This window comes from Cupriavidus lacunae (assembly GCF_003353055.1).
GTDB lineage: Bacteria > Pseudomonadota > Gammaproteobacteria > Burkholderiales > Burkholderiaceae > Cupriavidus > Cupriavidus lacunae.
In genome coordinates, this window is the sequence record NZ_QKWJ01000005.1 from 71,621 (window position 1) to 96,104 (window position 24,484).

21 protein-coding genes are annotated in these 24,484 nt (G+C 67.0%); 10 read left to right on the top strand and 11 right to left on the bottom strand.

Annotation, left to right across the window (positions count from 1 at the left end):
- The first annotated feature begins 106 nt into the window (after positions 1 to 106).
- From tcuC to DN412_RS06580, 4 genes are all read left to right on the top strand, one after another.
- Complete coding sequence (gene tcuC / locus DN412_RS06565) at positions 107 to 1,408, top strand: MFS transporter (RefSeq protein ID WP_115013771.1); 1,302 nt, start codon at positions 107 to 109, stop codon at positions 1,406 to 1,408.
- Between the two features lie 272 nt (positions 1,409 to 1,680).
- Entirely contained in the window at positions 1,681 to 2,229 is a 549-nt protein-coding gene (locus DN412_RS06570; protein WP_115013772.1) for a peroxiredoxin, read from the top strand.
- Between the two features lie 106 nt (positions 2,230 to 2,335).
- Positions 2,336 to 2,857, top strand: a complete 522-nt coding sequence (locus DN412_RS06575; RefSeq protein WP_078196041.1) for a carboxymuconolactone decarboxylase family protein — start codon at positions 2,336 to 2,338, stop codon at positions 2,855 to 2,857.
- Positions 2,858 to 3,005: 148 nt separating this feature from the next.
- Positions 3,006 to 3,581: a GNAT family N-acetyltransferase gene (locus DN412_RS06580; protein WP_115013773.1), complete on the top strand. Its 576-nt coding sequence runs from the start codon at positions 3,006 to 3,008 to the stop codon at positions 3,579 to 3,581.
- Position 3,582: 1 nt separating this feature from the next.
- On the opposite strand, the gene ispF is transcribed toward DN412_RS06580, so the two are convergent.
- Together ispF and ispD are read right to left on the bottom strand one after the other, a co-directional pair.
- Entirely contained in the window at positions 3,583 to 4,092 is a 510-nt protein-coding gene (gene ispF / locus DN412_RS06585; RefSeq protein WP_115013774.1) for a 2-C-methyl-D-erythritol 2,4-cyclodiphosphate synthase, read from the bottom strand.
- A gap of 4 nt (positions 4,093 to 4,096) precedes the next feature.
- Complete coding sequence (gene ispD, locus DN412_RS06590) at positions 4,097 to 4,837, bottom strand: 2-C-methyl-D-erythritol 4-phosphate cytidylyltransferase (RefSeq protein WP_018311415.1); 741 nt, start codon at positions 4,835 to 4,837, stop codon at positions 4,097 to 4,099.
- A gap of 209 nt (positions 4,838 to 5,046) precedes the next feature.
- On the opposite strand from ispD, the gene mfd reads away from it, so the two are divergent.
- The 5 genes from mfd (at position 5,047) to DN412_RS06615 (ending at position 12,750) form a co-directional block, all read left to right on the top strand.
- A complete protein-coding gene (gene mfd, locus DN412_RS06595) occupies positions 5,047 to 8,496 on the top strand; it encodes a transcription-repair coupling factor (RefSeq protein WP_115013776.1) in 3,450 nt (1,149 codons plus the stop codon).
- A gap of 69 nt (positions 8,497 to 8,565) precedes the next feature.
- Positions 8,566 to 9,783: an acetylornithine deacetylase gene (argE, locus tag DN412_RS06600; RefSeq protein ID WP_115013777.1), complete on the top strand. Its 1,218-nt coding sequence runs from the start codon at positions 8,566 to 8,568 to the stop codon at positions 9,781 to 9,783.
- A 220-nt stretch (positions 9,784 to 10,003) separates the two neighbouring features.
- Positions 10,004 to 11,311, top strand: a complete 1,308-nt coding sequence (locus DN412_RS06605) for an amidohydrolase (protein WP_425267402.1) — start codon at positions 10,004 to 10,006, stop codon at positions 11,309 to 11,311.
- Positions 11,312 to 11,427: 116 nt separating this feature from the next.
- Complete coding sequence (serB, locus tag DN412_RS06610; RefSeq protein ID WP_115013778.1) at positions 11,428 to 12,282, top strand: phosphoserine phosphatase SerB; 855 nt, start codon at positions 11,428 to 11,430, stop codon at positions 12,280 to 12,282.
- Between the two features lie 228 nt (positions 12,283 to 12,510).
- Positions 12,511 to 12,750, top strand: a complete 240-nt coding sequence (locus tag DN412_RS06615) for a DUF2789 domain-containing protein (RefSeq protein WP_115013779.1) — start codon at positions 12,511 to 12,513, stop codon at positions 12,748 to 12,750.
- 6 nt (positions 12,751 to 12,756) lie between these two features.
- On the opposite strand, the gene DN412_RS06620 is transcribed toward DN412_RS06615, so the two are convergent.
- From DN412_RS06620 to DN412_RS06640, 5 genes are all read right to left on the bottom strand, one after another.
- Entirely contained in the window at positions 12,757 to 13,980 is a 1,224-nt protein-coding gene (locus tag DN412_RS06620) for a cystathionine beta-lyase (protein WP_115013780.1), read from the bottom strand.
- Between the two features lie 164 nt (positions 13,981 to 14,144).
- Positions 14,145 to 14,780 (bottom strand): hypothetical protein, encoded by a 636-nt coding sequence (locus DN412_RS06625; RefSeq protein WP_115013781.1) that lies wholly within the window; start codon positions 14,778 to 14,780, stop codon positions 14,145 to 14,147.
- A gap of 8 nt (positions 14,781 to 14,788) precedes the next feature.
- On the bottom strand, positions 14,789 to 15,973 hold the full coding sequence (gene bktB / locus DN412_RS06630) for a beta-ketothiolase BktB (protein WP_115013782.1): 1,185 nt from the start codon (positions 15,971 to 15,973) through the stop codon (positions 14,789 to 14,791).
- A 91-nt stretch (positions 15,974 to 16,064) separates the two neighbouring features.
- Positions 16,065 to 17,444, bottom strand: coding sequence for a 30S ribosomal protein S12 methylthiotransferase RimO (rimO, locus tag DN412_RS06635; protein ID WP_115013783.1), 1,380 nt, complete (start codon positions 17,442 to 17,444; stop codon positions 16,065 to 16,067).
- Positions 17,445 to 17,601: 157 nt separating this feature from the next.
- Complete coding sequence (locus DN412_RS06640) at positions 17,602 to 18,570, bottom strand: tRNA dihydrouridine synthase (protein WP_115013784.1); 969 nt, start codon at positions 18,568 to 18,570, stop codon at positions 17,602 to 17,604.
- Positions 18,571 to 18,876: 306 nt separating this feature from the next.
- On the opposite strand from DN412_RS06640, the gene DN412_RS06645 reads away from it, so the two are divergent.
- Positions 18,877 to 19,167: an addiction module antidote protein gene (locus DN412_RS06645; RefSeq protein WP_115013785.1), complete on the top strand. Its 291-nt coding sequence runs from the start codon at positions 18,877 to 18,879 to the stop codon at positions 19,165 to 19,167.
- A 52-nt stretch (positions 19,168 to 19,219) separates the two neighbouring features.
- On the opposite strand, the gene phaR is transcribed toward DN412_RS06645, so the two are convergent.
- From phaR to phaC, 4 genes are all read right to left on the bottom strand, one after another.
- Positions 19,220 to 19,771, bottom strand: a complete 552-nt coding sequence (gene phaR / locus DN412_RS06650) for a polyhydroxyalkanoate synthesis repressor PhaR (RefSeq protein ID WP_115013786.1) — start codon at positions 19,769 to 19,771, stop codon at positions 19,220 to 19,222.
- A gap of 436 nt (positions 19,772 to 20,207) precedes the next feature.
- Positions 20,208 to 20,948 (bottom strand): 3-ketoacyl-ACP reductase, encoded by a 741-nt coding sequence (locus DN412_RS06655; RefSeq protein WP_078196025.1) that lies wholly within the window; start codon positions 20,946 to 20,948, stop codon positions 20,208 to 20,210.
- 70 nt (positions 20,949 to 21,018) lie between these two features.
- Positions 21,019 to 22,200: an acetyl-CoA C-acetyltransferase gene (locus tag DN412_RS06660; protein ID WP_115013787.1), complete on the bottom strand. Its 1,182-nt coding sequence runs from the start codon at positions 22,198 to 22,200 to the stop codon at positions 21,019 to 21,021.
- Between the two features lie 82 nt (positions 22,201 to 22,282).
- Positions 22,283 to 24,052 (bottom strand): class I poly(R)-hydroxyalkanoic acid synthase, encoded by a 1,770-nt coding sequence (gene phaC, locus DN412_RS06665; protein ID WP_115013788.1) that lies wholly within the window; start codon positions 24,050 to 24,052, stop codon positions 22,283 to 22,285.
- Between the last annotated feature and the right edge of the window lie 432 nt (positions 24,053 to 24,484).

Genomic DNA, 24,484 nt, shown 5'->3' on the forward strand with positions numbered 1-24,484 from the left:
TCAGGCCCGCGGCGATCCTTCCCCTCACGGCGCGGCCCGCGCGCCTGGCTGACTTCTCCGAAAAAATCATGCCGCCGGCCCCACCGGCGGTGACTGAGAGACAGCCATGTCAGATACCTCCGCAGCCACCTCCGGCTCGCAGCACGGGTTCCGCACCGTGTTCCGCGTCGTCAGCGGCAACTTCCTAGAAATGTACGACTTCATGGTGTACGGCTTCTACGCCGCCGCCATCGCCAGGACGTTCTTCCCCAGCGGCGACGAGTTCGCCTCGCTGATGCTCTCGCTCGCCACCTTCGGCGCGGGCTTCCTGATGCGCCCGCTGGGCGCGATCGTGCTGGGCGCGTATATCGACCACCATGGCCGCCGCAAGGGCCTGATCATGACCCTGGTGCTGATGGCCCTGGGCACGCTGCTGATCGCCTGCGTGCCGGGCTACGCCACCATCGGCGTGGCCGCGCCGCTGCTGGTGCTGGCCGGGCGCCTGCTGCAGGGCTTCTCGGCGGGCGTGGAACTGGGCGGGGTCTCGGTCTACCTGTCGGAAATCGCCAAGCCCGGATGCAAGGGCTTCTATGTCGCGTGGCAGTCGGGCAGCCAGCAGGTGGCGGTGATCTTTGCCGGCCTGCTGGGCGTGATCCTGCATGCCACGCTGGCGCCGGCGCAGATGGACGAATGGGGCTGGCGCATTCCCTTCCTGGTCGGCTGCCTGATCGTGCCGTTCCTGTTCCTGATCCGCCGCTCGCTGGAAGAGACCGAAGCCTTCAAGGCGCGCAAGCACCGCCCCGCCATCAGCGAGATCTACCGCTCGATGCTGGACAACTGGCGCATCATCCTGGCCGGCTGCATGATGGTGGTGATGACCACGGTGTCGTTCTACATGATCACCGCGTACACGCCGACCTTCGGCAAGACCGTGCTGAAGCTGGGCGACACCGACAACCTGATCGTCACCATGTGCGTGGGCCTGTCGAACTTTATCTGGCTGCCGCTCATGGGCGCGCTGTCGGACCGCATCGGGCGCAAGCCGCTGCTGGTGTTCTTCACCGTGGCGACACTGCTGACCGCCTACCCTGCCGTGTCGTGGCTGGTGGCAGAGCCGTCGTTCTCGCGGCTGCTGATGGTCGAGCTGTGGCTGTCGTTCCTGTACGGCAGCTATAACGGCGCGATGGTCGTGGCGCTGACCGAGATCATGCCGCCCGCCGTGCGCACCACCGGCTTCTCGCTGGCCTACAGCCTGGCCACGGCGCTGTTTGGCGGCTTCACCCCGGCGATCTCGACCTACCTGATCCACGCCACCGGCAACAAGGCGGCACCGGGGCTGTGGCTGATGTTCGCTGCGCTGTGCGGGCTGGTCGCCACGCTGGTGATTTTCCGCGCGCGCCGCGCGGGGGCTGTGCTGCATCCGGCTTGATTTCGCGGCAATCGTCACCAACTTGCCATAAGCGGGCCCATCGCGCATGGCATACTCGGCCTTCCGCATGACCCAGTCATGAGGGGCCGCTCCTATGCGCCACATGCCTTGTGCCTATCGGGCTGTTTGAGAATATCAATTAGCCCCCGTGCCGGATGATGACGCATAATCACGTTTTGTCGCGGTGCATTGCAGCAAAGTCCAGTCCCGGTCCCACGCCGGCAGCGCTGCAGCCGCACCGCTTTCATTGCAACCGTATCAGGAGAAAGTCTATGAAGACCGTTGGTGACAAGCTCGAAGCCTTCCACGTCGTCGGTGTCAAGCCGGGTTTCAACAATCACGAAGAGAACGGCCAGTCGGCTTTCGAAGACATCACCGAAAAGTCGTTCGAAGGCAAGTGGAAGGTCATCTACTTCTACCCGAAGGACTTCACCTTCGTGTGCCCGACCGAAATCGTGGCCTTCGCCAAGCTGAACGGCGACTTCGCCGACCGCGACGCGATCGTGCTGGGCGGCTCGACCGACAATGAATTCGTCAAGCTGGCATGGCGCCGCGAGCACAAGGACCTGAACAAGCTGAACCAGTGGCAATTCGCCGACGTGACCGGTTCGCTGATCGACCAGCTGGGCGTGCGTGACCGCGCTGCCGGCGTTGCCCTGCGCGCGACCTTCATCGTCGACCCGGACAACGTGATCCAGCACGTGTCGGTGAACAACCTGAACGTTGGCCGCAACCCGGAAGAAGTCCTGCGTATCCTGGACGGCCTGCAAACGGACGAGCTGTGCCCGTGCAACCGTGCCGTTGGTGGCGCCACGCTGTAATTTGCTGTCAGTCGCCAGACACTGTGGCGATTCGCGGAGGGCCCTGCCCTCCGCATCAAAACCCGCTCGCGCGGGTTTTTTGAGCCCCGATCGATAGGAGAAATAAATGGAATTCCTCAGCACGATTAAGAATCTCATCCCCGATTTCGCCAAGGACATCCGCCTGAACGTGGACGGCACCATTGCGCGCTCGTCGCTGGAAGGCAACGATGCGGTGGGCGTGGCGCTGGCGGCGGCCTTCGCGGCGCAGAGCAAGGTGCTGGTGGATGCCATCCGCAATGCCGGCGTGCTGTCGCCCGAGGAAACCAATGGCGCGCTGACCGCGGCCGCCTTGATGGGCATGAACAATACCTGGTACCCGTACGTCGAAATGGCCGACGATCCCGACCTGGCCACCCAGCCGGCCGGCCTGCGCATGAACGCCTACGCTACCCATGGCGGCGTGGACAAGCGCCGTTTCGAGATGTACGCGCTGGCCGCCTCGATCGTGGGCAAGTGCCACTTCTGCGTGAAGTCGCACTACCAGTTGCTGAAGAACGAACAGGGCATGACCGCGCAGCAGTTGCGCGACGTCGGCCGCATCGCCGCCGTGATCGTGGCGGCCGCCAACGTGATCGCCGCGCAGTAAGCCCTGCCACGGCGGCCGTAGCACAGCAGCCGGCAGCTTCCCATCGGGAATTGCCGGCTGTTCCCATCCTGCAACCGCCCCGCACCAGGGCTGCACACGTGCGTCGATCGGCCTACAATCCAGGCAGTACACGCACTTTCAGGTTGCCATGACCCTGCCTTCGCCGACTTCTCCCCGCTTTCACTACCGCCTCGCGGCGGTGCATGACTGGGGCGACATCGCCGCCGTCACGCAACAAGCCTACGGCCAATATGAGCTGGCCATCATGGAAGACTGCCGCGCGTCGTTCCAGCGCGGCATGCAGGCGGTGCTGGCGACCAGCCATCCGGACATGGAATGGTGGGTGGCGGAAACCGATCACGGCATCATGGGCGCCGTGCTGTTCTGCCATCCGGGCGCCACGCTGCCGGCACTGGACGGCAGCACCATCACCCTGACCCAGCCGGAAGCGCGGCTGCTGTCGGTCAGCCCGCAGGCGCGCGGCCTGGGCCTGGGCCGCACCCTGATGCAGATCTGCGTGCAACGCGCACGCGATATCGGCGCGCCCACGCTGGTGGTGCGTACGATGCCGGAAATGGCATCGGCCAACCGGCTGTGTCAGCAGATGGGCTTCGCCAAGCGTACCGAAGCCGGCGCGCGCAGCGGCGCCATGGCCCGCCTGATCGACTACACCTACGCCATCACGCCGGATAGCGCGCCGGCGCCCGACGCCCCGCGCGCCTAGTTCAGTCCTGCACGTCCGCCACCGAGGCGCGCCAGACCAGCACCGCGGCCTGGGCCACGATGCCTTCCTGGCGCCCTTCGAAGCCCAGCTTCTCGTTGGTCTTGGCCTTGACGTTGCAACGCCCGGGTGCAATCCCCAGGTCTTCCGCCAGGTTGGCCACCATCGCACCGATATGCGGCGCCAGCCTGGGCGCCTGCGCGATCACCGTGGCATCCACATTGCCGATTTCATAGCCCGCCGCGCGTACGCGGCGCGCGGCCTCGCGCAGCAGCGCGCGGCTGTCGGCCCCCGCGAACTGCGGGTCGGTGTCGGGAAAATGCCGGCCGATATCGCCCAGCGCGGCCGCGCCGAAGAGCGCGTCGGTGACCGCGTGCAGCAGCGCGTCCGCATCGGAATGGCCCAGCAGGCCGCGGTCGTGCGGGATCTCGACCCCGCCCAGGATCAGCTTGCGGCCGGGCACCAGTGCGTGGACGTCATAGCCCTGTCCCACGCGGATATCGAAAGGCATCATGCGATTAGGCTCCTTTGCCGTCGTTGCCCAGCAGCACTTCGGCCAGTGCGAAGTCCTCCGGGTAGGTCACCTTGAAATTGCGCAGCGAGCCGTTGACCAGCCGCGGATGCAGCCCCAGGCGCTCGATCGCGCTGGCCTCGTCGGTCACCACCGCGCCCGCCGCCATGGCGTCCTGCAGCGCCTGGCGCAGCACGCCGAGGCGGAACATCTGCGGCGTCTGCGCCTGCCACAGCCCTTCGCGCGGCACCGTGGCGCCGATGCGGGCATCGTCCTGCGCGCGCTTGAGCGTATCGGGCACCGGCACTGCCAGGATGCCGCCGATGGCAGCGTCCGGATCGTCGTCGCCGTCGCTTTCCACTGCGCGCACCAGGGCGTGGATCATCGCCGGGGTCAGGCCCGGGCGCGCGGCGTCGTGCACCAGCACCCAGTCGCTGTCGGTCGCGCCCAGCTGCGCCAGGTGGTGCAGGCCAGCCAGCACCGAGGCGTGGCGGGTATCGCCGCCGACAAAGGCGGTGTCGAAGCGCAGCCCGGCAAACGCGGCCGCGCCGAAGCGCGATTCCAGCGGCATGTCGTCGGGCGCCAGTACCAATGCGGTGGCGTTGATGGCGTCGCACGCCGAGAATGCCGCCAGCGCATACCAGATCATCGGCCGGCCGGCCACGGTCTGGTATTGCTTGGGCACGGCACCGCCGGCGCGGCTGCCGGTACCGGCACAGGGAATCAGGGCAAAGCGGCGAGCGGACACAGGATCGGCGTGGAGTGAAAGAGGCGCGGGCGCCCGCCGGCCAGCATGGTCAGCGGGACAACCGGTGCGCATTCTATAATACGGCCCTTGCCCGCCGCCATGCCGCGCTATCGTACGCGGCAGGCGCCATGGGCACCTGAGATCCCCTGTTCCGCCCCCCGCCCGCAACGCCGGCGGGGTGTCGTCGTTTTGAACGCCCCGCTGCCGACATGCCTGACGCCAAGCCCGCCTTCCCCTTTGTCAACCTGCCGCTGGTCAAGCCGGGGCTGCGCCACAGCGTGGCCGGCCTGCGCGGCTCGGCCGATGCGCTGGCGGTGGCCGCGTACGCGCGCCAGCACCGCGAGCGCGCGCCGATGCTGGCCGTGGTCTGCTCCCATGCCGTCGATGCCCAGCGCCTGGCCGAGGAAATCCCCTGGTTCGCGCCGGAGCTGCGCGTGCGCCTGCTGCCCGACTGGGAAACCCTGCCCTACGACAGCTTCTCGCCGCACCAGGACCTGGTATCCGAGCGCCTGGCCACGCTGCACGACATCCAGACCGGGCAATGCGACGTGATGCTGGTGCCGGCCACCACCGCGCTGTACCGGCTCGCGCCGCCGGCGTTCCTGGCCGCCTACACCTTCTTCTTCAAGCAGGGCGAGCGCCTGGACGAGAACGCGCTCAAGGCCCAGTTCACGCTGGCCGGCTACGAGCACGTCAGCGCGGTGATGCGCCCCGGCGAATACAGCGTGCGCGGCGGCCTGATCGACCTGTACCCGATGGGCTCGGCGCTGCCGTACCGGATCGACCTGTTCGGCGACGAGATCGAGACCATCCGCGCGTTCGACCCCGACACCCAGCGCAGCCTGTACCCGGTCAAGGAAGTGCGCCTGCTGCCCGGGCGCGAGTTCCCGCTCGACGAAGCCGCGCGCACCGCCTTCCGCGGCCGCTGGCGCGAGCTGTTCGAGGGCGACCCGACCAAGTCGCCGATCTACAAGGACATTGGCAACGGCGTGCCGTCGGCCGGCATCGAGTACTACCTGCCGCTGTTCTTCGAGCACAGCGCCACCGTGTTCGACTACCTGCCCGCCGAGACGCAACTCGTCTTTGCCGGCAATGTCGACGAGGCCATCCGCCGCTTCTGGGCCGATACCACGCAGCGCTACAACTTCATGCGCCACGACCGCGAGCGCCCGCTGCTGCCGCCCGCGGACCTGTTCCTGTCCGAGGAGCAGTTCTTCGTCGCCGCCAAGCCGATGGCGCGGCTGGTGCTGCAGGCCGAGGCCAATGCGGACCAGGCAGCGTTCTCGGCCATCCTGCCCGACGTCGCGGTCAACCGCCGCGCCGACGACCCGCTGGTCAACCTGGAAGCGCTGCTGCTCGACAAGCAGACCCGCGTGCTGATGTGCGCCGACTCGGCCGGGCGGCGCGAGACGCTGCTGCAGCTCTTTGCCGAAAGCGGCCTGCGCCCGCAGCCGGTGGACGACTTTGCCGCGTTCCTGGCCGGCGACTCGCATTTCTCGATCGCGGTGGCGCCGCTGCAGAGCGGCTTTGCGCTGCCGCAGGGGCAAATCGCCTTTGTCACCGAGGCCGAGCTGTATGCCGGCACCGCACGCCGCACCGGACGCCGCAAGCAGGAACAGGCTTCCGCCGTCGACTCGATGGTGCGCGACCTGGCCGAGCTGAAGATCGGCGACCCGGTGGTGCACAGCGAGCACGGCATCGGCCGCTACCAGGGCCTGGTCACGCTCGACATGGGCCAGGGCGACGAGGAATTCCTGCACCTGGACTACGACAAGGCCAGCAAGCTGTACGTGCCGGTGCACCAGCTGCACGTGATCTCGCGCTACTCCGGCGCCGACCCGGATACCGCGCCGCTGCACCACCTGGGCTCGGGCCAGTGGGACAAGGCCAAGCGCAAGGCTGCCCAGCAGATCCGCGACACCGCGGCCGAGCTGCTCAACCTGTACGCGCGCCGTGCCGCGCGCGAGGGCTTTGCCTTCCCGCTCTCACCCAAGGACTACGAGACCTTTGCCGAGAGCTTCGGCTTCGAGGAAACGCCGGACCAGGCCGCCGCCATTGCCGCCGTGATCGCCGACATGACCTCGGGCAAGCCGATGGACCGCCTGGTGTGCGGGGATGTCGGCTTCGGCAAGACCGAGGTGGCGCTGCGCGCGGCCTTTGTCGCGGTGCTGGGCGGCAAGCAGGTGGCGATGCTGGCGCCGACCACGCTGCTGGCCGAGCAGCATTTCCAGACGCTGTCCGACCGCTTTGCCGAATGGCCGGTGCGCATCGTCGAGCTGTCGCGCTTCAAGACCAAGAAAGAGATCGACGCGGCCATCAAGCAGATCAACGAAGGCACCGTCGACATCGTCATCGGCACGCACAAGATCCTGTCCGACCAGGTCAGGTTCGAGCGCCTGGGCCTGGTCATCATCGACGAGGAACACCGTTTCGGCGTGCGCCAGAAGGAGGCGCTGAAGACCCTGCGCGCCGAGGTCGACATACTGACCCTGACCGCCACGCCGATCCCGCGCACGCTGGGCATGGCGCTGGAAGGCCTGCGCGACTTCTCGGTGATCGCGACCGCGCCGCAGAAGCGGCTGGCGATCAAGACCTTCGTGCGGCGCGAGGAAGATGGCGTGATCCGCGAGGCCATCCTGCGCGAGCTCAAGCGCGGCGGCCAGGTCTACTTCCTGCACAACGAGGTCGAGACCATCGAGAACAAGCGCGCGCGGCTGGCCGAGCTGGTGCCGGAGGCGCGCATTGCCGTCGCGCATGGCCAGATGCATGAGCGCGAGCTGGAGCGCGTGATGCGCGACTTCGTCGCGCGCCGCGACAACATCCTGCTGTGCACCACCATCATCGAGACCGGCATCGACGTGCCGACCGCCAACACCATCCTGATCCACCGCTCCGACAAGTTCGGCCTGGCGCAGCTGCACCAGCTGCGCGGCCGGGTCGGGCGCTCGCACCACCAGGCCTATGCCTACCTGCTGGTGCATGACGTCGAAGGCCTGACCAAGCAGGCGCAGCGCCGGCTGGAGGCGATCCAGCAGATGGAGGAACTGGGCTCGGGCTTCTACCTGGCCATGCACGACCTGGAGATCCGTGGCGCGGGCGAGGTGCTCGGCGACAAGCAGTCGGGCGAGATCCACGAGATCGGCTTCCAGCTCTACACCGACATGCTCAACGCCGCGGTCAAGGCGCTCAAGGCCGGCAAGGAGCCCGACCTGATGGCGCCGCTGGCCGCCACCACCGAGATCAACCTGGGCACGCCGGCGCTGCTGCCCAACGACTACTGCGCCGACGTGCACGAGCGCCTGTCGCTGTACAAGCGGCTGGCCAACTGCGAGACCGCGGAGCGCGTGGACGATATCCAGGAAGAGCTGATCGACCGCTTCGGCCGGTTGCCGGCGCAGGCACAGGCGCTGGTCGAAACCCACCGGCTGCGCATTGCCGCGGCGCCGCTGGGCGTGCGCAAGATCGACGCGGGCGAGGCCAGCATCAGCGTGCAGTTCGTGCCCAACCCGCCGATCGACGCGATGCGCATCATCGACCTGGTGCAGAAGAACCGCCATATCAAGCTGGCCGGGCAGGACAAGCTGCGCATCGAGGCCAAGATGCCCGACGTGGCGATCCGCGCGCAGACCATCAAGCATACGTTGCGGCAACTGGCCTAGTATCCTGCATGGACGCAGCGCGTGGCCGGGTGTAGCATCGAATCCTTAACAAGTTAGTGATATCGCCCCATGCCCGCCCACGCCGCCTCCCATCGCCAGCCCGTCACCGAAACCGCCGCGCGCGGCAGCGCGCTTGAATGGACCCAGCGGCTGGTCGCGTACGACACCACCAGCCGCCATTCCAACCTGGGCCTGATCGAGTCGGTGCGCGACCATTTCCTGGCCAAGGGGCTGAAGCCGCATCTGAGCTACAACCCGCAGCAAGACAAGGCCAACCTGTTCGTCACCGTGCCCGCCGCCAACGGCGACACCAACGGCGGCATCGTGTTCTCGGGCCATACCGACGTGGTGCCGGTGGACGGCCAGGACTGGACCACCGACCCGTTCAAGCCGGTGGTGCGCGACGGCAAGCTCTATGGCCGCGGCACCTGCGACATGAAAGGCTTTATCGGCACCAGCCTGTCGCTGCTGCCGGCCATCCTGCAGGCAAAGCTGCGCGAGCCGGTGCACTACGCACTGTCCTTCGATGAAGAGATCGGCTGCATGGGCGCGCCCTACCTGCTGGCCGAACTGCGCGACCGCGGCGTGACGCCCGGCGGCTGCATCGTCGGCGAACCCACCAGCATGCGCGTGATCGTGGCGCACAAGGGCATCAACGCCTACCGCTGCTGCGTCAGGGGCCAGGCCGCGCATTCGTCGCTGACGCCGCGCGGCGTCAATGCGATCGAATACGCCGCGCGCCTGATCTGCTTCATCCGCGACATCGCCGATGAGTTCAAGGCCAAGGGCCCCTACGACCAGGCCTTCGACGTGCCCTACACCACCGCGCAGACCGGCACCATCCAGGGTGGCATCGCGCTGAACACCATCCCGGCGCTGTGCGAGTTCGTGTTCGAGTTCCGCAACCTGCCGGGCGTGGACCCGGAAGCCATCTATGCGCGCATCCAGGCCTACGCCAACGACGTGCTGCTGCCGAAGATGCGCGCCGAGCATGCCGATGCCGGCCTGACGCTGAGCAAGATCGCCGCCGCGCCGTCGCTCGACGTGGCCGAGCAGGAGGCCATCACGCAGCTGGTGCGCGCGCTGACCGCCGACCGCGACACAAACAAGGTGGCCTACGGCACCGAGGCCGGCCTGTTCCAGCGCGCGGGCATTCCGGCCGTGGTGTGCGGGCCTGGCGATATCCAGCAGGCGCACAAGCCGGATGAGTTTGTTTCGCTGGAGCAGCTGGCGGCTTGCGAGGCTTTCCTGCACAAAGTCGTCGACAGCCTGCGCGTGGCGGCCTGATATCCCCTCTGCCGCGCCGTGTGCCCGGCGAAGGCACATGGCGCGGCGCCCTTCCGGCCACGCTATCCGGCGTGGCCTCAGCACTGCCTGCATCACACCAACAATAAAGAGCGGGTAAGAGGACGGCGTCACCGCCATCCCCTCCCCAAAGAACCGCCCAAGCGACTTTCACCGCAAGCGGCTCGCGCATGGCTAAAACACCGTTTGCCCGATGCCGGCCTTGCCATACGACAGTGCGCTGGCCCAGGCGCCAGCCACACCGGCCAGCGCCGACGCCCTGCACGCACAGATCGAGACCCGCGCCAAGGCGGTGGAGCAGCAGCTGATCGCCTGGCGCCGCGATATCCACCAGCGTCCGGAACTGGGCAACTACGAAACCCGCACGGCCACGCTGGTGGCTGATCATCTGCGCAAGCTCGGCATGGAAGTGAAGACGGGCGTGGCCAAGACCGGGGTGGTCGGCGTGCTCAAGGGCGGCAAGCCCGGCCCGGTGGTGGCGCTGCGTGCCGACATGGACGCGCTGCCGGTGAAGGAGCGCGTGGACGTGCCGTTTGCGTCGAAGGCCAAGGGCCAGTACCTGGGCAAGGAAGTGGACGTGATGCACGCCTGCGGCCATGACACCCACGTCGCCATCCTGATGGCCACCGCGGAAGTGCTGGCCGGCATGAAGGACCAGCTGCCCGGCACGATCAAGTTCATCTTCCAGCCGGCCGAGGAAAGCCCGGCCGACTTCGAGCCCAATGGCTCCAACATGTGGGGCGCCAAGCAGATGGTGTCCGAGGGCGTGCTGGACAATCCCAAGGTCGATGCGATCTTCGGCCTGCATGTGAGCAGCGGCATCGAATCGGGCAAGCTGGGCTGGCGCAGCGGCCCGTCGATGGCGGCGGCCGACCAGTTCTGGATCGACGTCAAGGGCCGCCAGACCCACGGCGCGCGGCCGTGGGGCGGGATCGACCCGATCGTGGTGGCGTCGCAGATCGTGATGGGCCTGCAGACCATCCAGAGCCGCCAGGTCAATGCCATGCTGGAGCCGTCGGTGATCACCGTGGGCGCCATCCATGGCGGCAACCGCATGAATATCGTGCCGGAGAAGGGCGAGATGATGGGCACCATCCGCACCTATGACGAAGGCATGAAGAAGGACATTCATGCCCGCATGAAGCGCACCACCGAGGCCATCGCCACCAGCGCCGGCGCCGAGGCCAATTTCCGCGTGGTGGAGCTGTACAACGCCACCGTCAACCAGCCGGCCCTGACCGAGAAGATGGCGCCCACGCTGCAGCGCGTGGCCGGCGAAGGCAACTGGTTGATCACGCCCAAGGCGACCGCGTCCGAGGACTTCTCGTTCTACCAGGAGAAGGTGCCGGGCCTGTTCTTCAACCTCGGCGTGACGCCCAAGGGCCAGGATGTGACCAAGGCGCCGTCGAACCACTCGCCCGAGTTCTATGTGGACGAACCGGCGCTGATCAACGGCGTGCGCGCGCTGTCCAGCCTGACCGTGGACTACATGGTGATGGCGCAGCGCTGAGCGGCTCGCCCGGCGCGCTGCGGGGGGCTACAATAGCGGTTTTGCCGCGTTGCAGCCCCCCGCCTTGCCGCCAGCTTGGTGTCGCCAGCCTGGCAAGCGCCCGATCCTCTTTCGTCATGCCCCTGATCCTCCAGAGCACCGCCCCGCTTTCCGCCGCCGACCTCGACACCGCCCGCACCCTGGCCCGCGCCTCTGAACTGGTGCTGCGCAGCGACACCGTGGCCGCCGCCGAGGACTGCGCGCCGCTGACGCCGGCGCTGCGCGATGCGCTGGATGACTTCTGCGGCCCGCGCGCGATCGACTGGGCGGTGGTGCCCGCGGGGCGCAGGCTGTCCGACTTTCGCCTGGTGGCGATGGACATGGACTCGACGCTGATCACGATCGAGTGCATCGACGAGATCGCCGATTTCTGCGGCCTCAAGGCCGAGGTCTCGGCCATTACCGAAGCTGCAATGCGCGGCGAGATCACCGATTTCAACGAGAGCCTGCGCCGCCGCGTGGCCCTGCTCAAGGGCCTGGACGCGAGCGTGCTGGACCGCGTCTATGACGGGCGGCTGCGGCTGTCGCCGGGCGCCGAGCGCATGCTGCAGACCGTGCAGGCGCTGGGCCTGCGCACGCTGCTGGTGTCGGGCGGCTTCGTGCATTTCACCGAGAAGCTCAAGGCCCGGCTCAAGCTCGACGTGACCCGCGCCAATACGCTGGAGATCGTCGACGGCAAGCTGACCGGCAATGTGGTCGGCGAGATCGTCAATGCCGACGTCAAGGCCCGCACCGTGCAGGAAGTCTGCGCCCAGATCGGTGCCACGCCGGACCAGGCCATCGTCATGGGCGATGGCTCCAATGACCTGAAGATGATGGCCGTAGCCGGCCTGTCGGTGGCCTTCCGGGCCAAGCCGGTGGTGCGCGCGCAGGCCAGCGTCGCGTTCAACCATGTCGGGCTGGACGGCCTGCTGGCGCTGTTCCCGCACTGATCCCGGGCCGCGGCAACAGCGGGCCGGCGGAGTCGGTCTGGGCGATGCTGCAGGCAGCCCAGGCCGCCAGGCCCGCGAGCGCCAGGACGATACCCGGCACGGATACGCCCTGAGCGCACGGCCCCGGCATGCAAAACGGACGCAGCAGCGTCCGTTTTTGTTTCCTGGGCACGCCAGCCTGGCCGCTGCCCTACACTACCTCAGGCCAACAACACGGAGCCGACCGCCATGGAATCGACCTTCCATCAGTTTTCCGAACTGTTCGCCCAACTCGGCCTGCCCTCGGACGAAGCCAGCATCCGCGGCTTCATCGGCACGCATGCACCGCTGCCCGACGATATCGAGCTGGCCGAGGCACCGTTCTGGACCCCCGCCCAGGCCACGCTGCTGCGCGACGAACTGCTGGACGACGCCGACTGGGCCGAAGTCGTCGACCAGCTCAACCTCGCGCTGAGACAGCCGACCTAGCACCACCTAAGCGGCGAGCGTGGCCGCCATCGCCTGGCGCAGGTCGGCGATCAGGTCGCGCGTGTCTTCCAGGCCGATATAGAGCCGCACCAGCTCGCCGGTATCCTGCCAGCCGGCCGGCGGCCATGTGCCCGCCGGGCGCATGCTCTGCACGTGGTAGGGCACGGCCAGGCTATGGGCCCCGCCCCAGGACCAGCCGATGGCAAACAGCTGCAACGCCTCGACGAACGCATCCACCTGCTGGCGCGTATAGCGGGCACGCAGGATGATGGCAAACAGCCCGCTGGCGCCGGTGAACTCGCGCCGCCAGTTGGCGTGACCGGGGCAATCCGGCAGCGCCGGATGCAGCACGCGTGCCACCTCGGGCCGCTGGTGCAGCCATTCGGCCACTTCGCGGGCGGCGCGGTCGTGCGCGGCCAGGCGCACCGGCAGGCTCGGCAGCCCGCGCAGCACCAGGTGGCAGTCGTCGGCGGACACGCCCCAGCCCATCAGCATGCGGGTGCGTTTGAGGCGGTCGTGCAGGCCATCGTCGCAGGTCAGCACCGCGCCCATCAGCACGTCGCTGCCGCCGGACTGATACTTGGTCAGCGCCTGCACCGAGATATCGATGCCGCGCTCGAACGGACGGAAGTAGATACCAGCCGACCAGGTATTGTCGATCGCGGTCAGCACGCCGCGCGCCCTGGCCACGGCCACGATGGCGTCGCAGTCGGGCACTTCCATGGTCACCGAACCGGGCGACTCCATCCAGATCAGGCGCGTATTGGGCCTGATCATCGCCGCCACCGCGGCGGCGTCCATCGGATCGTAGTAGCGCACGGTCACACCGAATTCGCGTGCCAGCCACTCGCCGTGGTCGCGGTTGGGGCCGTAGACGTTGTGCGGCACCAGCACGTCGTCGCCGCTCTTGAGCAACGCGAAGTAGACAAGCGAGATCGCCGCGAGACCCGACGGCTGCAGCAGCGTGTGGCGCGCGCCTTCAAGCAGCGCCAGGTGCTGGCACAGCGCCTCGCTGGTCGGCGTGGCGTGCAGGCCATAGCGCCAGTAGGTGGTGGTGCCGTCGCCCTGTGCGCGCAGTTCGGCCAGGTTGCGGAACACCACGGTCGAGCCGCGGTGCGTGGCGGGAGAAAACGAGGCAAAGCCGGGCGCAATCTCCAGCTCGGGCTGGACCGCAACGGTTTGCAGGTAATGGGCGGGGGACGCGGGCTTGTCGGATGGCGAATCGGACACGGCGGTTTCCTTGCTGGCTGCTGGCCGGCCACGCACGCTGCCTGGTGATGTCACTCAGGCAATGGGGTGGAACGGTCAGGAATGAGACTCGATGAGCCTTCGAGCTTACCAGCAAATGCCGGCCGCGCCACCGGCGATGGCGGCGGCAGGCACCGCGAAGCGGCTTACCAGCCGGAAATCGAGGACTTCGGCGGCGGCGGCGCGTAGGTGACGCCGCTGTTGGGCGTCATGTCGAACGGGGGAATCACCAACATGCCCAGCGGGCGGATGAAGAACGGCAGCACGATCGCCGGGTTGAACGCATCGGTCCAGGTGCCGCGCACGGCGCCGCTGGCGTCGATGTTGCCTTCCCAGTTGCCCGACACGCGCGTGCCGTCGTCGGACTCTTCCATCAGGAAGGCGCCGTCTTCCCACTCGCCGGCCAGCAGGCGCACACCGGCGCCACGGCCGGCGTACTCGCCGCGCACGCTGTCGCGCTCGTCGGGCTTGGGACCCAGGCGCAAGCGCACCGGCTGGTCGCCAACCTTGCCGACATAGACCGGCAGCGACGCATATTCCGGCCGCGGCGCCAGCGGTTTCGGCGCGCCAGTGGAAAGCGAGGCGCCGCGCCGGGCTTCGCCATCACGGATAGCCTGGTTGATGCCCAGGCCTTCGCCGCCGGCCGATGCAGCCGCTGGCGCAACGCTAACCGGGCCGGTCGACAGCTCGGTCGCCGGCCCGGCCTGCGCCGCGCTCGCCAGGGCGAGCGCGGCGGCCAGACCGAGCGTCCAAAGGGTCTTCGTCTGCAAAGCCAGGCGCAAGGCTAACCTCAGATACGCTCGAAGATGGCGGCAATGCCCTGCCCGCCGCCGATGCACATCGTCACCAGCGCGTAGCGGCCTTGCACGCGGTTCAGCTCGTGCAGTGCCTTCACCGTGATCAGGGCACCGGTGGCGCCGATCGGGTGGCCCAGCGAGATGCCCGAGCCGTTCGGGTTGACCTTGGCAGGGTCCAGGCCGAGCGCCTTGGTCACCGCGCAAGCCTGCGCGGCGAAGGCCTCATTGGCTTCGATCACGTCCAGGTCCGACACCTGCAGGCCGGCGCGTTCCAGCGCGATCTTCGTCGCCGGCACCGGGCCGATGCCCATGGTCTTCGGGTCCACGCCGGCATGGCCGTAGGACACCAGGCGGGCCAGCGGCTTCAGGCCACGGCGCTCGGCCTCGGCGCGCTCCATCAGCACCACGGCGGCGGCGGCGTCGTTCAGGCCCGAGGCATTGCCCGCGGTGACGGTGCCGTTTTCCTTGACAAAGACCGGCTTGAGCTTGGTCATGTCGTCGATGGTGGCGTCATGGCGCACGTGCTCGTCGGTGTCGAAGGTCACGTCGCCCTTGCGGCCCTTGCTTACCACCGGGACGATCTGGTCCTTGAAGTAGCCGGCCTTGATCGCGGCCGAGGCGCGGCGATGCGATTCCAGCGCGGCCTCGTCCTGCTGCGCGCGCGAGATGTCGTATTCCTTGGCGACGTTCTCGGCGGTCACGCCCATGTGGATGCGATGGAAGGGGTCGTGCAGCGCGCCCAGCATCATGTCGACCAGGCCCGCGTCGCCCATGCGGGCACCCCAGCGTGCCGCCGGCGCCAGGTACGGCGCGCGGCTCATGCTTTCCGCGCCGCCGCCGATGGCCACGTCGGCATCGCCCAGCAGGATGGTCTGCGCGGCGCTGACGATGGCCTGCAGGCCCGAGCCGCACAGGCGGTTGACGGTCAGCGCGGGCGCGTTGACCGACACGCCGCCGTTGACGGCCGCGACGCGGCCCAGGTACATATCGCGCGGCTCGGTCTGGATCACATTGCCGAACACCACATGGCCGACATCGTCGCCCGACACTTGCGCGCGCGCCAGTGCCTCGCGCACCACCAGTGCGCCCAGTTCTGCCGGCGCCACATCCTTCAGGGCGCCCCCAAAGGTCCCGATCGCGGTACGGACACCGCTCACCACCACCACTTCACGCGTCATGACTTTGTCTCCATGAGGTTATGTTGCACCGCACAGTATAGCGGGATCGGAGCGAAATCGAACGAGCGTACTTTTACTTAATCAACCCGTTTCAGACCTCGCCCCACAGGTCGTGGCCGTCGGCGCCGGTGATCTTCACGTCGACGAACTCGCCGGCGCGGTAGCGCAGGGAATTGCGTTCCGGCGGCGCGATATAGACCAGGCCGTCGATTTCCGGTGCATCGGCGGACGAACGGCCGATGCCGCCTTCCTGGTTGACCTCGTCCACCAGCACGCGCAGGGTCTGGCCGACTTTGCGCTGCAGGCGGCGCGCCGACACTTCCTCGGCCACTTCCATGAAGCGGGCGCGGCGTTCCTCGCGCACCTCATCGGGCAGCGCGCCTGGCAGTTCGTTGGCGGTGGCGCCCTCCACCGGCGAGTAGGCGAAGCAGCCGACGCGGTCCAGTTCAGCCTCGGCGATAAAGTCGAGCAGGGTCTGGAACTCCGCCTCGGTCTCGCCGGGGAAGCCGGCGATAAAGGTGCTGCGGATGGTCAGTTCCGGGCAGATCTCGCGCCAGGCGCGGATGCGGTCCATGGTCTTCTCGGCATTGGCCGGGCGCTTCATGCGCTTGAGCACGTCCGGGTGGGCATGCTGCAGCGGCACGTCCAGATATGGCAGCACGTGGCCCTGCGACATCAGCGGGATGATCTCGTCCACGTGCGGATACGGGTAGACGTAGTGCAGGCGCACCCAGGCGCCGTACTGCGCCGCCAGTTCGCCCAGCGCCGCCACCAGTTCGGTCATGCGGGTCTTGAGCGGGCGGCCGTTCCAGAAACCGGTGCGGTACTTGACGTCGACGCCGTAGGCGCTGGTGTCCTGCGAGATCACCAGCAGTTCCTTGACGCCGGCCTTGAACAGGTTCTCGGCCTCCAGCATGACCTCGGCCACCGCGCGCGAGACCAGGTCGCCGCGCATCGACGGGATGATGCAGAACGAGCAGCGGTGGTTGCAGCCCTCGGAAATCTTCAGGTAGGCGTAGTGCTTGGGCGTGAGCTTGATGCCGGCGGCCGGCACCAGGTCAGTGAACGGATCATGCGGCTTGGGCAGGTGCGTGTGCACCGCCTGCATCACCTCGCCGAGCGCATGCGGGCCGGTCACGGCCAGCACCTTGGGGTGCACCGACGACACGATGTCGCGGCCTGCAGCATCCTTCTTCGCGCCCAGGCAGCCCGTGACGATGACCTTGCCGTTCTCGGTCAGTGCCTCGCCGATGGCGTCCAGGCTCTCCTGCACGGCCTCGTCGATAAAACCGCAGGTATTGACCACGACCAGGTCGGCGCCGTCATAGGTGCCGCTGATGGCGTAGCCCTCGGCGCGCAGTTGCGTGATGATTTGCTCGGAGTCGACCAGCGCTTTCGGGCAGCCAAGGGAAACAAATCCCACACGCGGACTATGGTCTTTCTGGGTCGTTGATTCTGAAGGGTTTTTCACAGTGCAATCCGAATGTGGGGCAGGCGCGGCGGCCTATGTATGAACAATGCAGGAACAAAGCCGCCAGGCGGTAAAAGCCAATCGGCCATTTTAACCGTTTGCCATGATTTCCCGGCGCCTGACTCCACACATGTGGCGCAGGCTCGGTAACGCCGCGTCATTGCGGCGCGGTAGCGGCCCCCGGCAGGCTTTCCAGGACACGCTCTATCTCCAGCGAGTCCTGCATGCGCCGGATGGCGTCGTGCAGTTCGGCGGCCTGCGGCCACGTCCGCTTGAGATAGCTGAGCCACAGTTTCACGCGCCCGTGCTCGTGGCAGGAGGCGATCCGGGCATGCAGCTTCTTCAGGTAAGTGGCGATCTGGCGCAGCACCAGCCGCCATTCCTCGTCCGATGGCGAGCTGTCCATCAGCCCGCGAATGCGCAAAGCGAGGAAAGGGTCGGACACGGCGCCCCGCCCGATCATCACGTCGGCGCAACCGCTGACGTCCCGGCAGCGCTCCCAGTCGGCCACCGACCAGACGTCTCCGTTGGCAATCACGGGCACGTCCACGGCCGCCGCAATGCGCGCGATCCAGTCCCAGTGGGCGGGCGGCCGGTAGCCGTGGTCGCGCGTCCGGGCATGCACGACGAGCGAGGCCGCGCCGCCTTCGGCGAGCGCCGTGGCGCAGTCGATGGCCAGCGAGGTATCGGAGACGCCCAGCCGCATTTTCGCCGTCACCGGGATATGAGCCGGCACCGCGGCGCGCACCGACGCAACGATCCGGTTCAGCAGTTCGGGGTTCGTCAGCAGCATCGCGCCGCCACCATGCCGGTTGACGACCTTGGCGGGACAGCCGAAGTTCAGGTCGATGCCATGTGGCGACAAGGTCGCGGCATAGGCCGCATTGCGCGCCAGCCATTCCGGGTCGCTGCCGAGCAGCTGGATCACCATCGGCGTCCCGCTTCGGGTATAACCGCCGGCGAGGATCTCGGGCGTATCCCGCTCGTAGACGCGCGCCGGAAGCAACGAACCCGTCACCCGGACGAACTCGGACACACAGCCGTCGTAGCCGCCGGTGTCGGTCAGCACGTCGCGCAGGACATAGTCGGCAAGCCCTTCCATGGGGGCCAGGAACAGCCGGCTCATGGCAAGGCCATTTGCCGAAGCGGAGGGCCGGGCCTTCACGGCCGGCGCCAGACGAGCACATTGGATAACGGAGGTCATGGGAGTTCGCGCAGAAGGCGAGTCCACACTGAGCCGCCGCTGTAGAGAGTATGCGTGATTGTCTGCAGCCCTGACGGGCGCAAAGCGCGCATTCTACCTGCTTTGGGTTTTCGGGGTTTTCGGGGTTTTCAGGGATCGGTGATTCAGGTACTGTAGCCGGTAGGCTACAGTATGGTATGCCCGACATCTGGGCGACCCGGACATCGAATATTGCTTTCGGAGTGAGCCATGAAAGAACCAACCCGCCCCTGGGACTCCGCTGAACATCTGAGGACCGGGCAAGAGATCGCCGCCTACCTGGATGCCTGCCTCGCCGAAGCCGGCGACGACGATCGGTTCATCGCCTATGCGCTCGGCGTGGTGGCACGCGCTCGCGGCATGACGCGGCTGGCACGTGAAACCGGCCTGTCGCGCGAAAGCCTCTACCGTTCGCTGTCAGGCGAAGGCAATCCGGAGTTCGGGACGATCTGGAAGGTGATGCGGGCGCTGGGCATCCGCCTGCATGCGAGCGCTGACTGACTGCCAGCGTGCGGGAAGCGCGGCAGGCGCAGGGCCCGCCGCCGCTGGTGTGTTACTTCTTTTCCGGCTGGTTGAACGGGAACGTCCCGAACATGTTCTTGGCCTGGCTCTGCATCTGTTCCTGCATCTGCACGAACAGGTTCTTGCTCTGCTCGATGTAGTTGCTCATCATGCCCTGCATCATCGGGCCCTGCATGTTCATGAACTGCGACCACATGTCGGGGCTGAAGGCTTCGCCGGAGTACAGGCCCTTGGAGTTTTCGGCCAGCTTGCTCTGGATGTCGATGAAGGCCTGGATGTTCTTTTCCAGGTAGGTGCCCATCATGCCCTGCATGGCATGGCCGTAGAAGCGGATGATCTGCGACAGCATGGCGCTGGAGAACATCGGCACGCCGCCGGTCTCTTCTTCCAGGATGATCTGCAGCAGGATGCTGCGGGTCAGTTCGTCACCAGACTTGGCGTCGACGACCTTGAAATCCTCTGTATCCATGACCAGTTGCTTGACGTCGGCCAGGGTGATGTAGGTGCTGGTTTGGGTATCGTAGAGCCTGCGATTGGGATACTTTTTGATCAGTCGCTCTGCGCCTTTTTTGGTCGTGGCCATCGGTGCTCTGTCCTTGTGTCGTCGCTGTTTGCGCGCTGCTGCACCGCACGGGGTGCAGTGCGCAAATCGGTACCGCCCGCGCCATCTGCTTGTTGTCGTGCCGGCCAGCTTGTGGCCTGTTCGCGCATGGCTGCGCGTGGCGGCCTGCAACCTCGCCCCCGCGAGGGCCGCGCTGCACGACTATGGTGCTGGCTGCGCCGCTGCCCTGATTCTATGCCCAACAAGGCACTAAGAAAAGCGACCGGGCTTAAGGAAAACCCGGTGAACTGGCGCAAAAAGGGGGGAATGCCGCGCAGGCAGAAACGATTCGCGGGCCCTGACGGCCCGCGAAACAGGTGGCGGAACGAAGCCTCCTCCGCCTTGTGCGCCGCGCTGGCTGCACCGCAATACGCGGGCGCCGGCGCGGACTGCCGACTGGCTGAACCAGTCCGGCAGATCAGCCCATATGCAGGCCGCCGTTGAGCGAGAAGTCGGCGCCGGTCGAGAAACCGGACTCCTCCGACGACAGCCAGGCGCAGATCGAGGCGATCTCTTCCGGCAGGCCCAGGCGCTTGACCGGGATGGTCCCGACGATCTTGTCGAGCACGTCCTGGCGGATCGACTTGACCATGTCGGTGGCGATATACCCCGGCGAAACGGTATTCACCGTCACGCCCTTGGTTGCCACTTCCTGCGCCAGCGCCATGGTGAAGCCGTGCAGGCCGGCCTTGGCGGTGGAGTAGTTGGTCTGGCCGAACTGGCCCTTCTGCCCGTTCACCGACGAGATGTTGACGATCCGGCCCCAGCCGCGGTCGGCCATGCCGTCGATCACCTGCTTGGTGACATTGAACAGCGAGGTCAGGTTGGTGTCGATCACCGCATCCCAGTCGGCGCGGGTCATCTTGCGGAACACCACGTCGCGGGTGATGCCGGCGTTGTTGATCAGTACATCGACTTCGCCGACCTCGGCCTTGACCTTGTCGAATGCCGTCCTGGTCGAGTCCCAGTCAGCCACGTTGCCTTCCGAGGCTACGAAATCGAAGCCCAGGGCCTTCTGCTGCTCCAGCCACTTTTCGCGGCGCGGCGAGTTGGGGCCGCAGCCGGCCACCACGCGAAAGCCATCCTTGGCCAGCCGCTGGCAAATGGCGGTTCCGATACCACCCATGCCGCCGGTCACATACGCAATGCGCTGAGTCATGTCCACTCCTTGATTGGCTTTTCGTTATTTGCCGCCGGGCCCGCGCGAACCTGCGCGGGCCGGCACACCCTTAATCGCGCTCGACTGCCAGCGCCACGCCCATGCCGCCGCCGATGCACAGAGAGGCCAGGCCCTTCTTGGCATCGCGGCGCTTCATCTCGTGCAGCAGCGTCACCAGGATACGGCAGCCCGACGCACCGATCGGGTGGCCGATGGCGATGGCGCCGCCGTTCACGTTGACCTTGGAGGTATCCCAGCCCATTTGCTGGTGCACCGCCAGCGCCTGCGCGGCGAAGGCCTCGTTGATTTCCATCAGGTCCAGGTCCTGCGGGGTCCAGTTGGCGCGCGACAGGGCACGCCTGGAAGCCGGCACCGGGCCCATGCCCATCACCTTCGGATCCACGCCGGCGTTGGCGTAGCTCTTGATCGTGGCCAGCGGGGTCAGGCCCAGTTCCTTGGCCTTGGCGGCCGACATCACCACCACCGCGGCGGCGCCGTCGTTCAGGCCCGAGGCGTTGGCGGCGGTCACCGAGCCGGCCTTGTCGAAGGCGGGCTTGAGGCCGGACATGCTGTCCAGCGTGGCGCCCTGGCGCACGAACTCGTCGGTCTTGAAGGCCACCGGATCGCCCTTGCGCTGCGGAATCAGCACCGGCACGATCTCTTCGTCGAACTTGCCGGCCTTCTGCGCGGCCTCGGCCTTGTTCTGCGAGCCGACCGCGAATTCATCCTGCGCTTCGCGCGTGATGCCGTATTCCTTGGCCACGTTCTCGGCGGTGATGCCCATGTGGTACTGGTTGTACACGTCCCACAGGCCATCGACGATCATGGTGTCGACCAGCTTGGCATCGCCCATGCGGAAGCCGTCGCGCGAGCCCGGCAGCACGTGCGGGGCGGCGCTCATGTTCTCCTGGCCGCCGGCCACCACGATCTCGGCGTCGCCCGCCATGATCGCGTTGGCGGCCAGCATCACGGCCTTCAGGCCCGAGCCGCACACCTTGTTGATGGTCATGGCCGGCACCATCGCCGGCAGGCCGGCCTTGATCGACGCCTGGCGCGCCGGGTTCTGGCCCGAGCCGGCGGTCAGCACCTGGCCCATGATTACTTCGCTGACCTGGTCCGGCTTGATGCCGGCGCGCTCCAGCGCGGCCTTGATGACGATGGCACCCAGTTCAGGCGCCGGGATCTTGGCCAGTGAGCCGCCAAATTTGCCTACCGCGGTGCGGGCCGCGGATACGATGACAACGTCAGTCATGGTGTAGTCCTCTCAATGAAATCGGGGGAACCTGCAAGTCTGCCGGCGCCGTGCATGACGCACGCCGGCCGTCATGCAGGCATCATGCCTTGGCCTTGACGTATTGCCCAGGCGCGGGTTCGATCGCAGGGTAGCGCGCATTGCCGTACCCGGCAGGCGCGGCACGCTTGGCGCCGGCATGGCCGGCCAACCATGCCGACCAGTCCGGCCACCAGCTGCCATGATGCTCGGTGGCGCCGGCCAGCCATTGCTGCGGCGACGCCGGCAGCGCATCGTTGGTCCAATGGCTGCGCTTTTTCTTCACCGGCGGGTTGATCACGCCGGCAATGTGGCCCGATGCACCCAGCACGAAGCGCAGCTTGTTCTTCAGCAGCGCGGTCGAGGCATAGGCCGCGGTCCACGGCACGATATGGTCTTCGCGCGAACCGTAGAGATAGGTCGGCACGTCGATGCTGCCCAGGTCCACCGGCTCGTTGCATACGGTCAGCTTGCCGGGCACCTTGAGATCGTCCTGCAGGTAGGTGTGGCGCAGGTACCAGCAGTACCACGGCCCCGGCAGGTTGGTGGCGTCGCCGTTCCAGAACAGCAGGTCGAACGGGACCGGCGCGTTGCCTTTCAGGTAGTTGTCGACCACGTAGTTCCACACCAGGTCGTTCGGGCGCAGGAACGAGAAGGTGTTCGCCAGCTCGAGGCCGCGCAGCAGCGCGCACGGCGCGCCAGCGCCGCCGCCGAGCGTCGCCTCGCGCAACTGCACGTGGCCCTCGTCGACAAAGACGTCGAGAATGCCGGTGTCGGCAAAGTCCAGCAGCGTGGTCAGCAGCGTGAGGCTGGCCGCCGGGTGCTCGCCGCGCGCGGCCAGCACCGCCAGCGCGGTCGAGATGATGGTGCCGCCCACGCAGAAGCCCAGCACATTGATCTTGTCCTGGCCGCTGATGTCGCGCGCGACTTCAATGGCGCGGATGGCGGCGTTCTCGATGTAGTCGTCCCAGGTGCTCCCGGCCATGCTGGCGTCCGGATTGCGCCACGACACCAGGAACACGGTATGGCCCTGCTCCACCGCATGTCGCACCAGCGAGCTTTCCGGCTGCAGGTCGAGGATGTAGTACTTGTTGATGCACGGCGGCACCAGCAGCAGCGGCCGCGCGTGGACCTTCTCGGTCAGCGCCTTGTACTGCAGCAGCTGGAAGTACTCGTTTTCGTAGACCACCGCGCCTTCGCTCACCGCGACATTGCGGCCGACTTCGAACGCGGTCTCGTCGGTCTGCGAGATCTTGCCGCGCGTCAGGTCTTCCATCATGTTGCGCACGCCCGCACGCAGCGATTCGCCGCCCGACTCGATCAGCAGGCGCTGCGCTTCAGGGTTGGTGGCGAGGAAGTTGGCGGGCGACATCGCATCGACCCATTGCGAGATCGCAAAGCGGATGCGCTGGCGCGTCTTGGCGTCGGCCTCGACGGCGTCGGCCAGTTCGGTCATGGCGCGCGCGTTAAGCAGGTAGAAGGCCGCGGCAAAACGGAACGGCAGGTTGTTGCGCCACGCGTCGCCGGCAAAGCGCCGGTCGTGCAGCGGACCGGTAGCCTCGGGCTTGCCCTCGGCCATGGCCTGCCACAGCGCCGTAAAGTCCTTCATGTAGCGCTGCTGGATACCGGCCAGCTGCGCCGGCTCGATCTTCAGGCCCGCCAGCCCGTCCAGGCCTGGAATGCCTGCCGCGGCCGCGTGGCCGTTGCCCTGAGTGCCCTGCCACTGGCGGGACCATTCCAGCCACGTGGCTGGATCGAATGGCCCCGGCGTGAACTTGAATGGTTGGGACTTGCCTTTCTGCGTGGAAGCTGCCGCACCTTTGCCGGTCGCCATGATCTGATTGTCTCTCTGCCGTCACTATTCGAACCGGCTCCGGGCATTGCCCTGGCCGGCACTTTCTGCATGGGGAGATGCTATCCGAATGGACCCGGCTGCGCCTCCCTGAAAACGGGAGGGTCTGCCGGCACATCTGCCCTGGAACTGGCCAGAAGCCTCGGCCGCACCTGCTGCGGCCATGGCTTGCGCCCATCCCGATAGCGGCTCCCTTTTATCCGGCAAGCGCGACACCCGGGCATGGCAGTGCCATGCGGTATGCTTGCCGGTAAAACCTGGGAATCGTCAGCGATCCCGAGACATTTGAGCCCATTGTTGCCTTGCAACGCACGCGCTGTCAATGCGGGAATCAGCCCCGGCGCTGCGCGCTCCCCGACCTACCGGACGGTATGCAGCGCTCGCATCTGCCGAGGCCACAGAGCATAGGCGAGA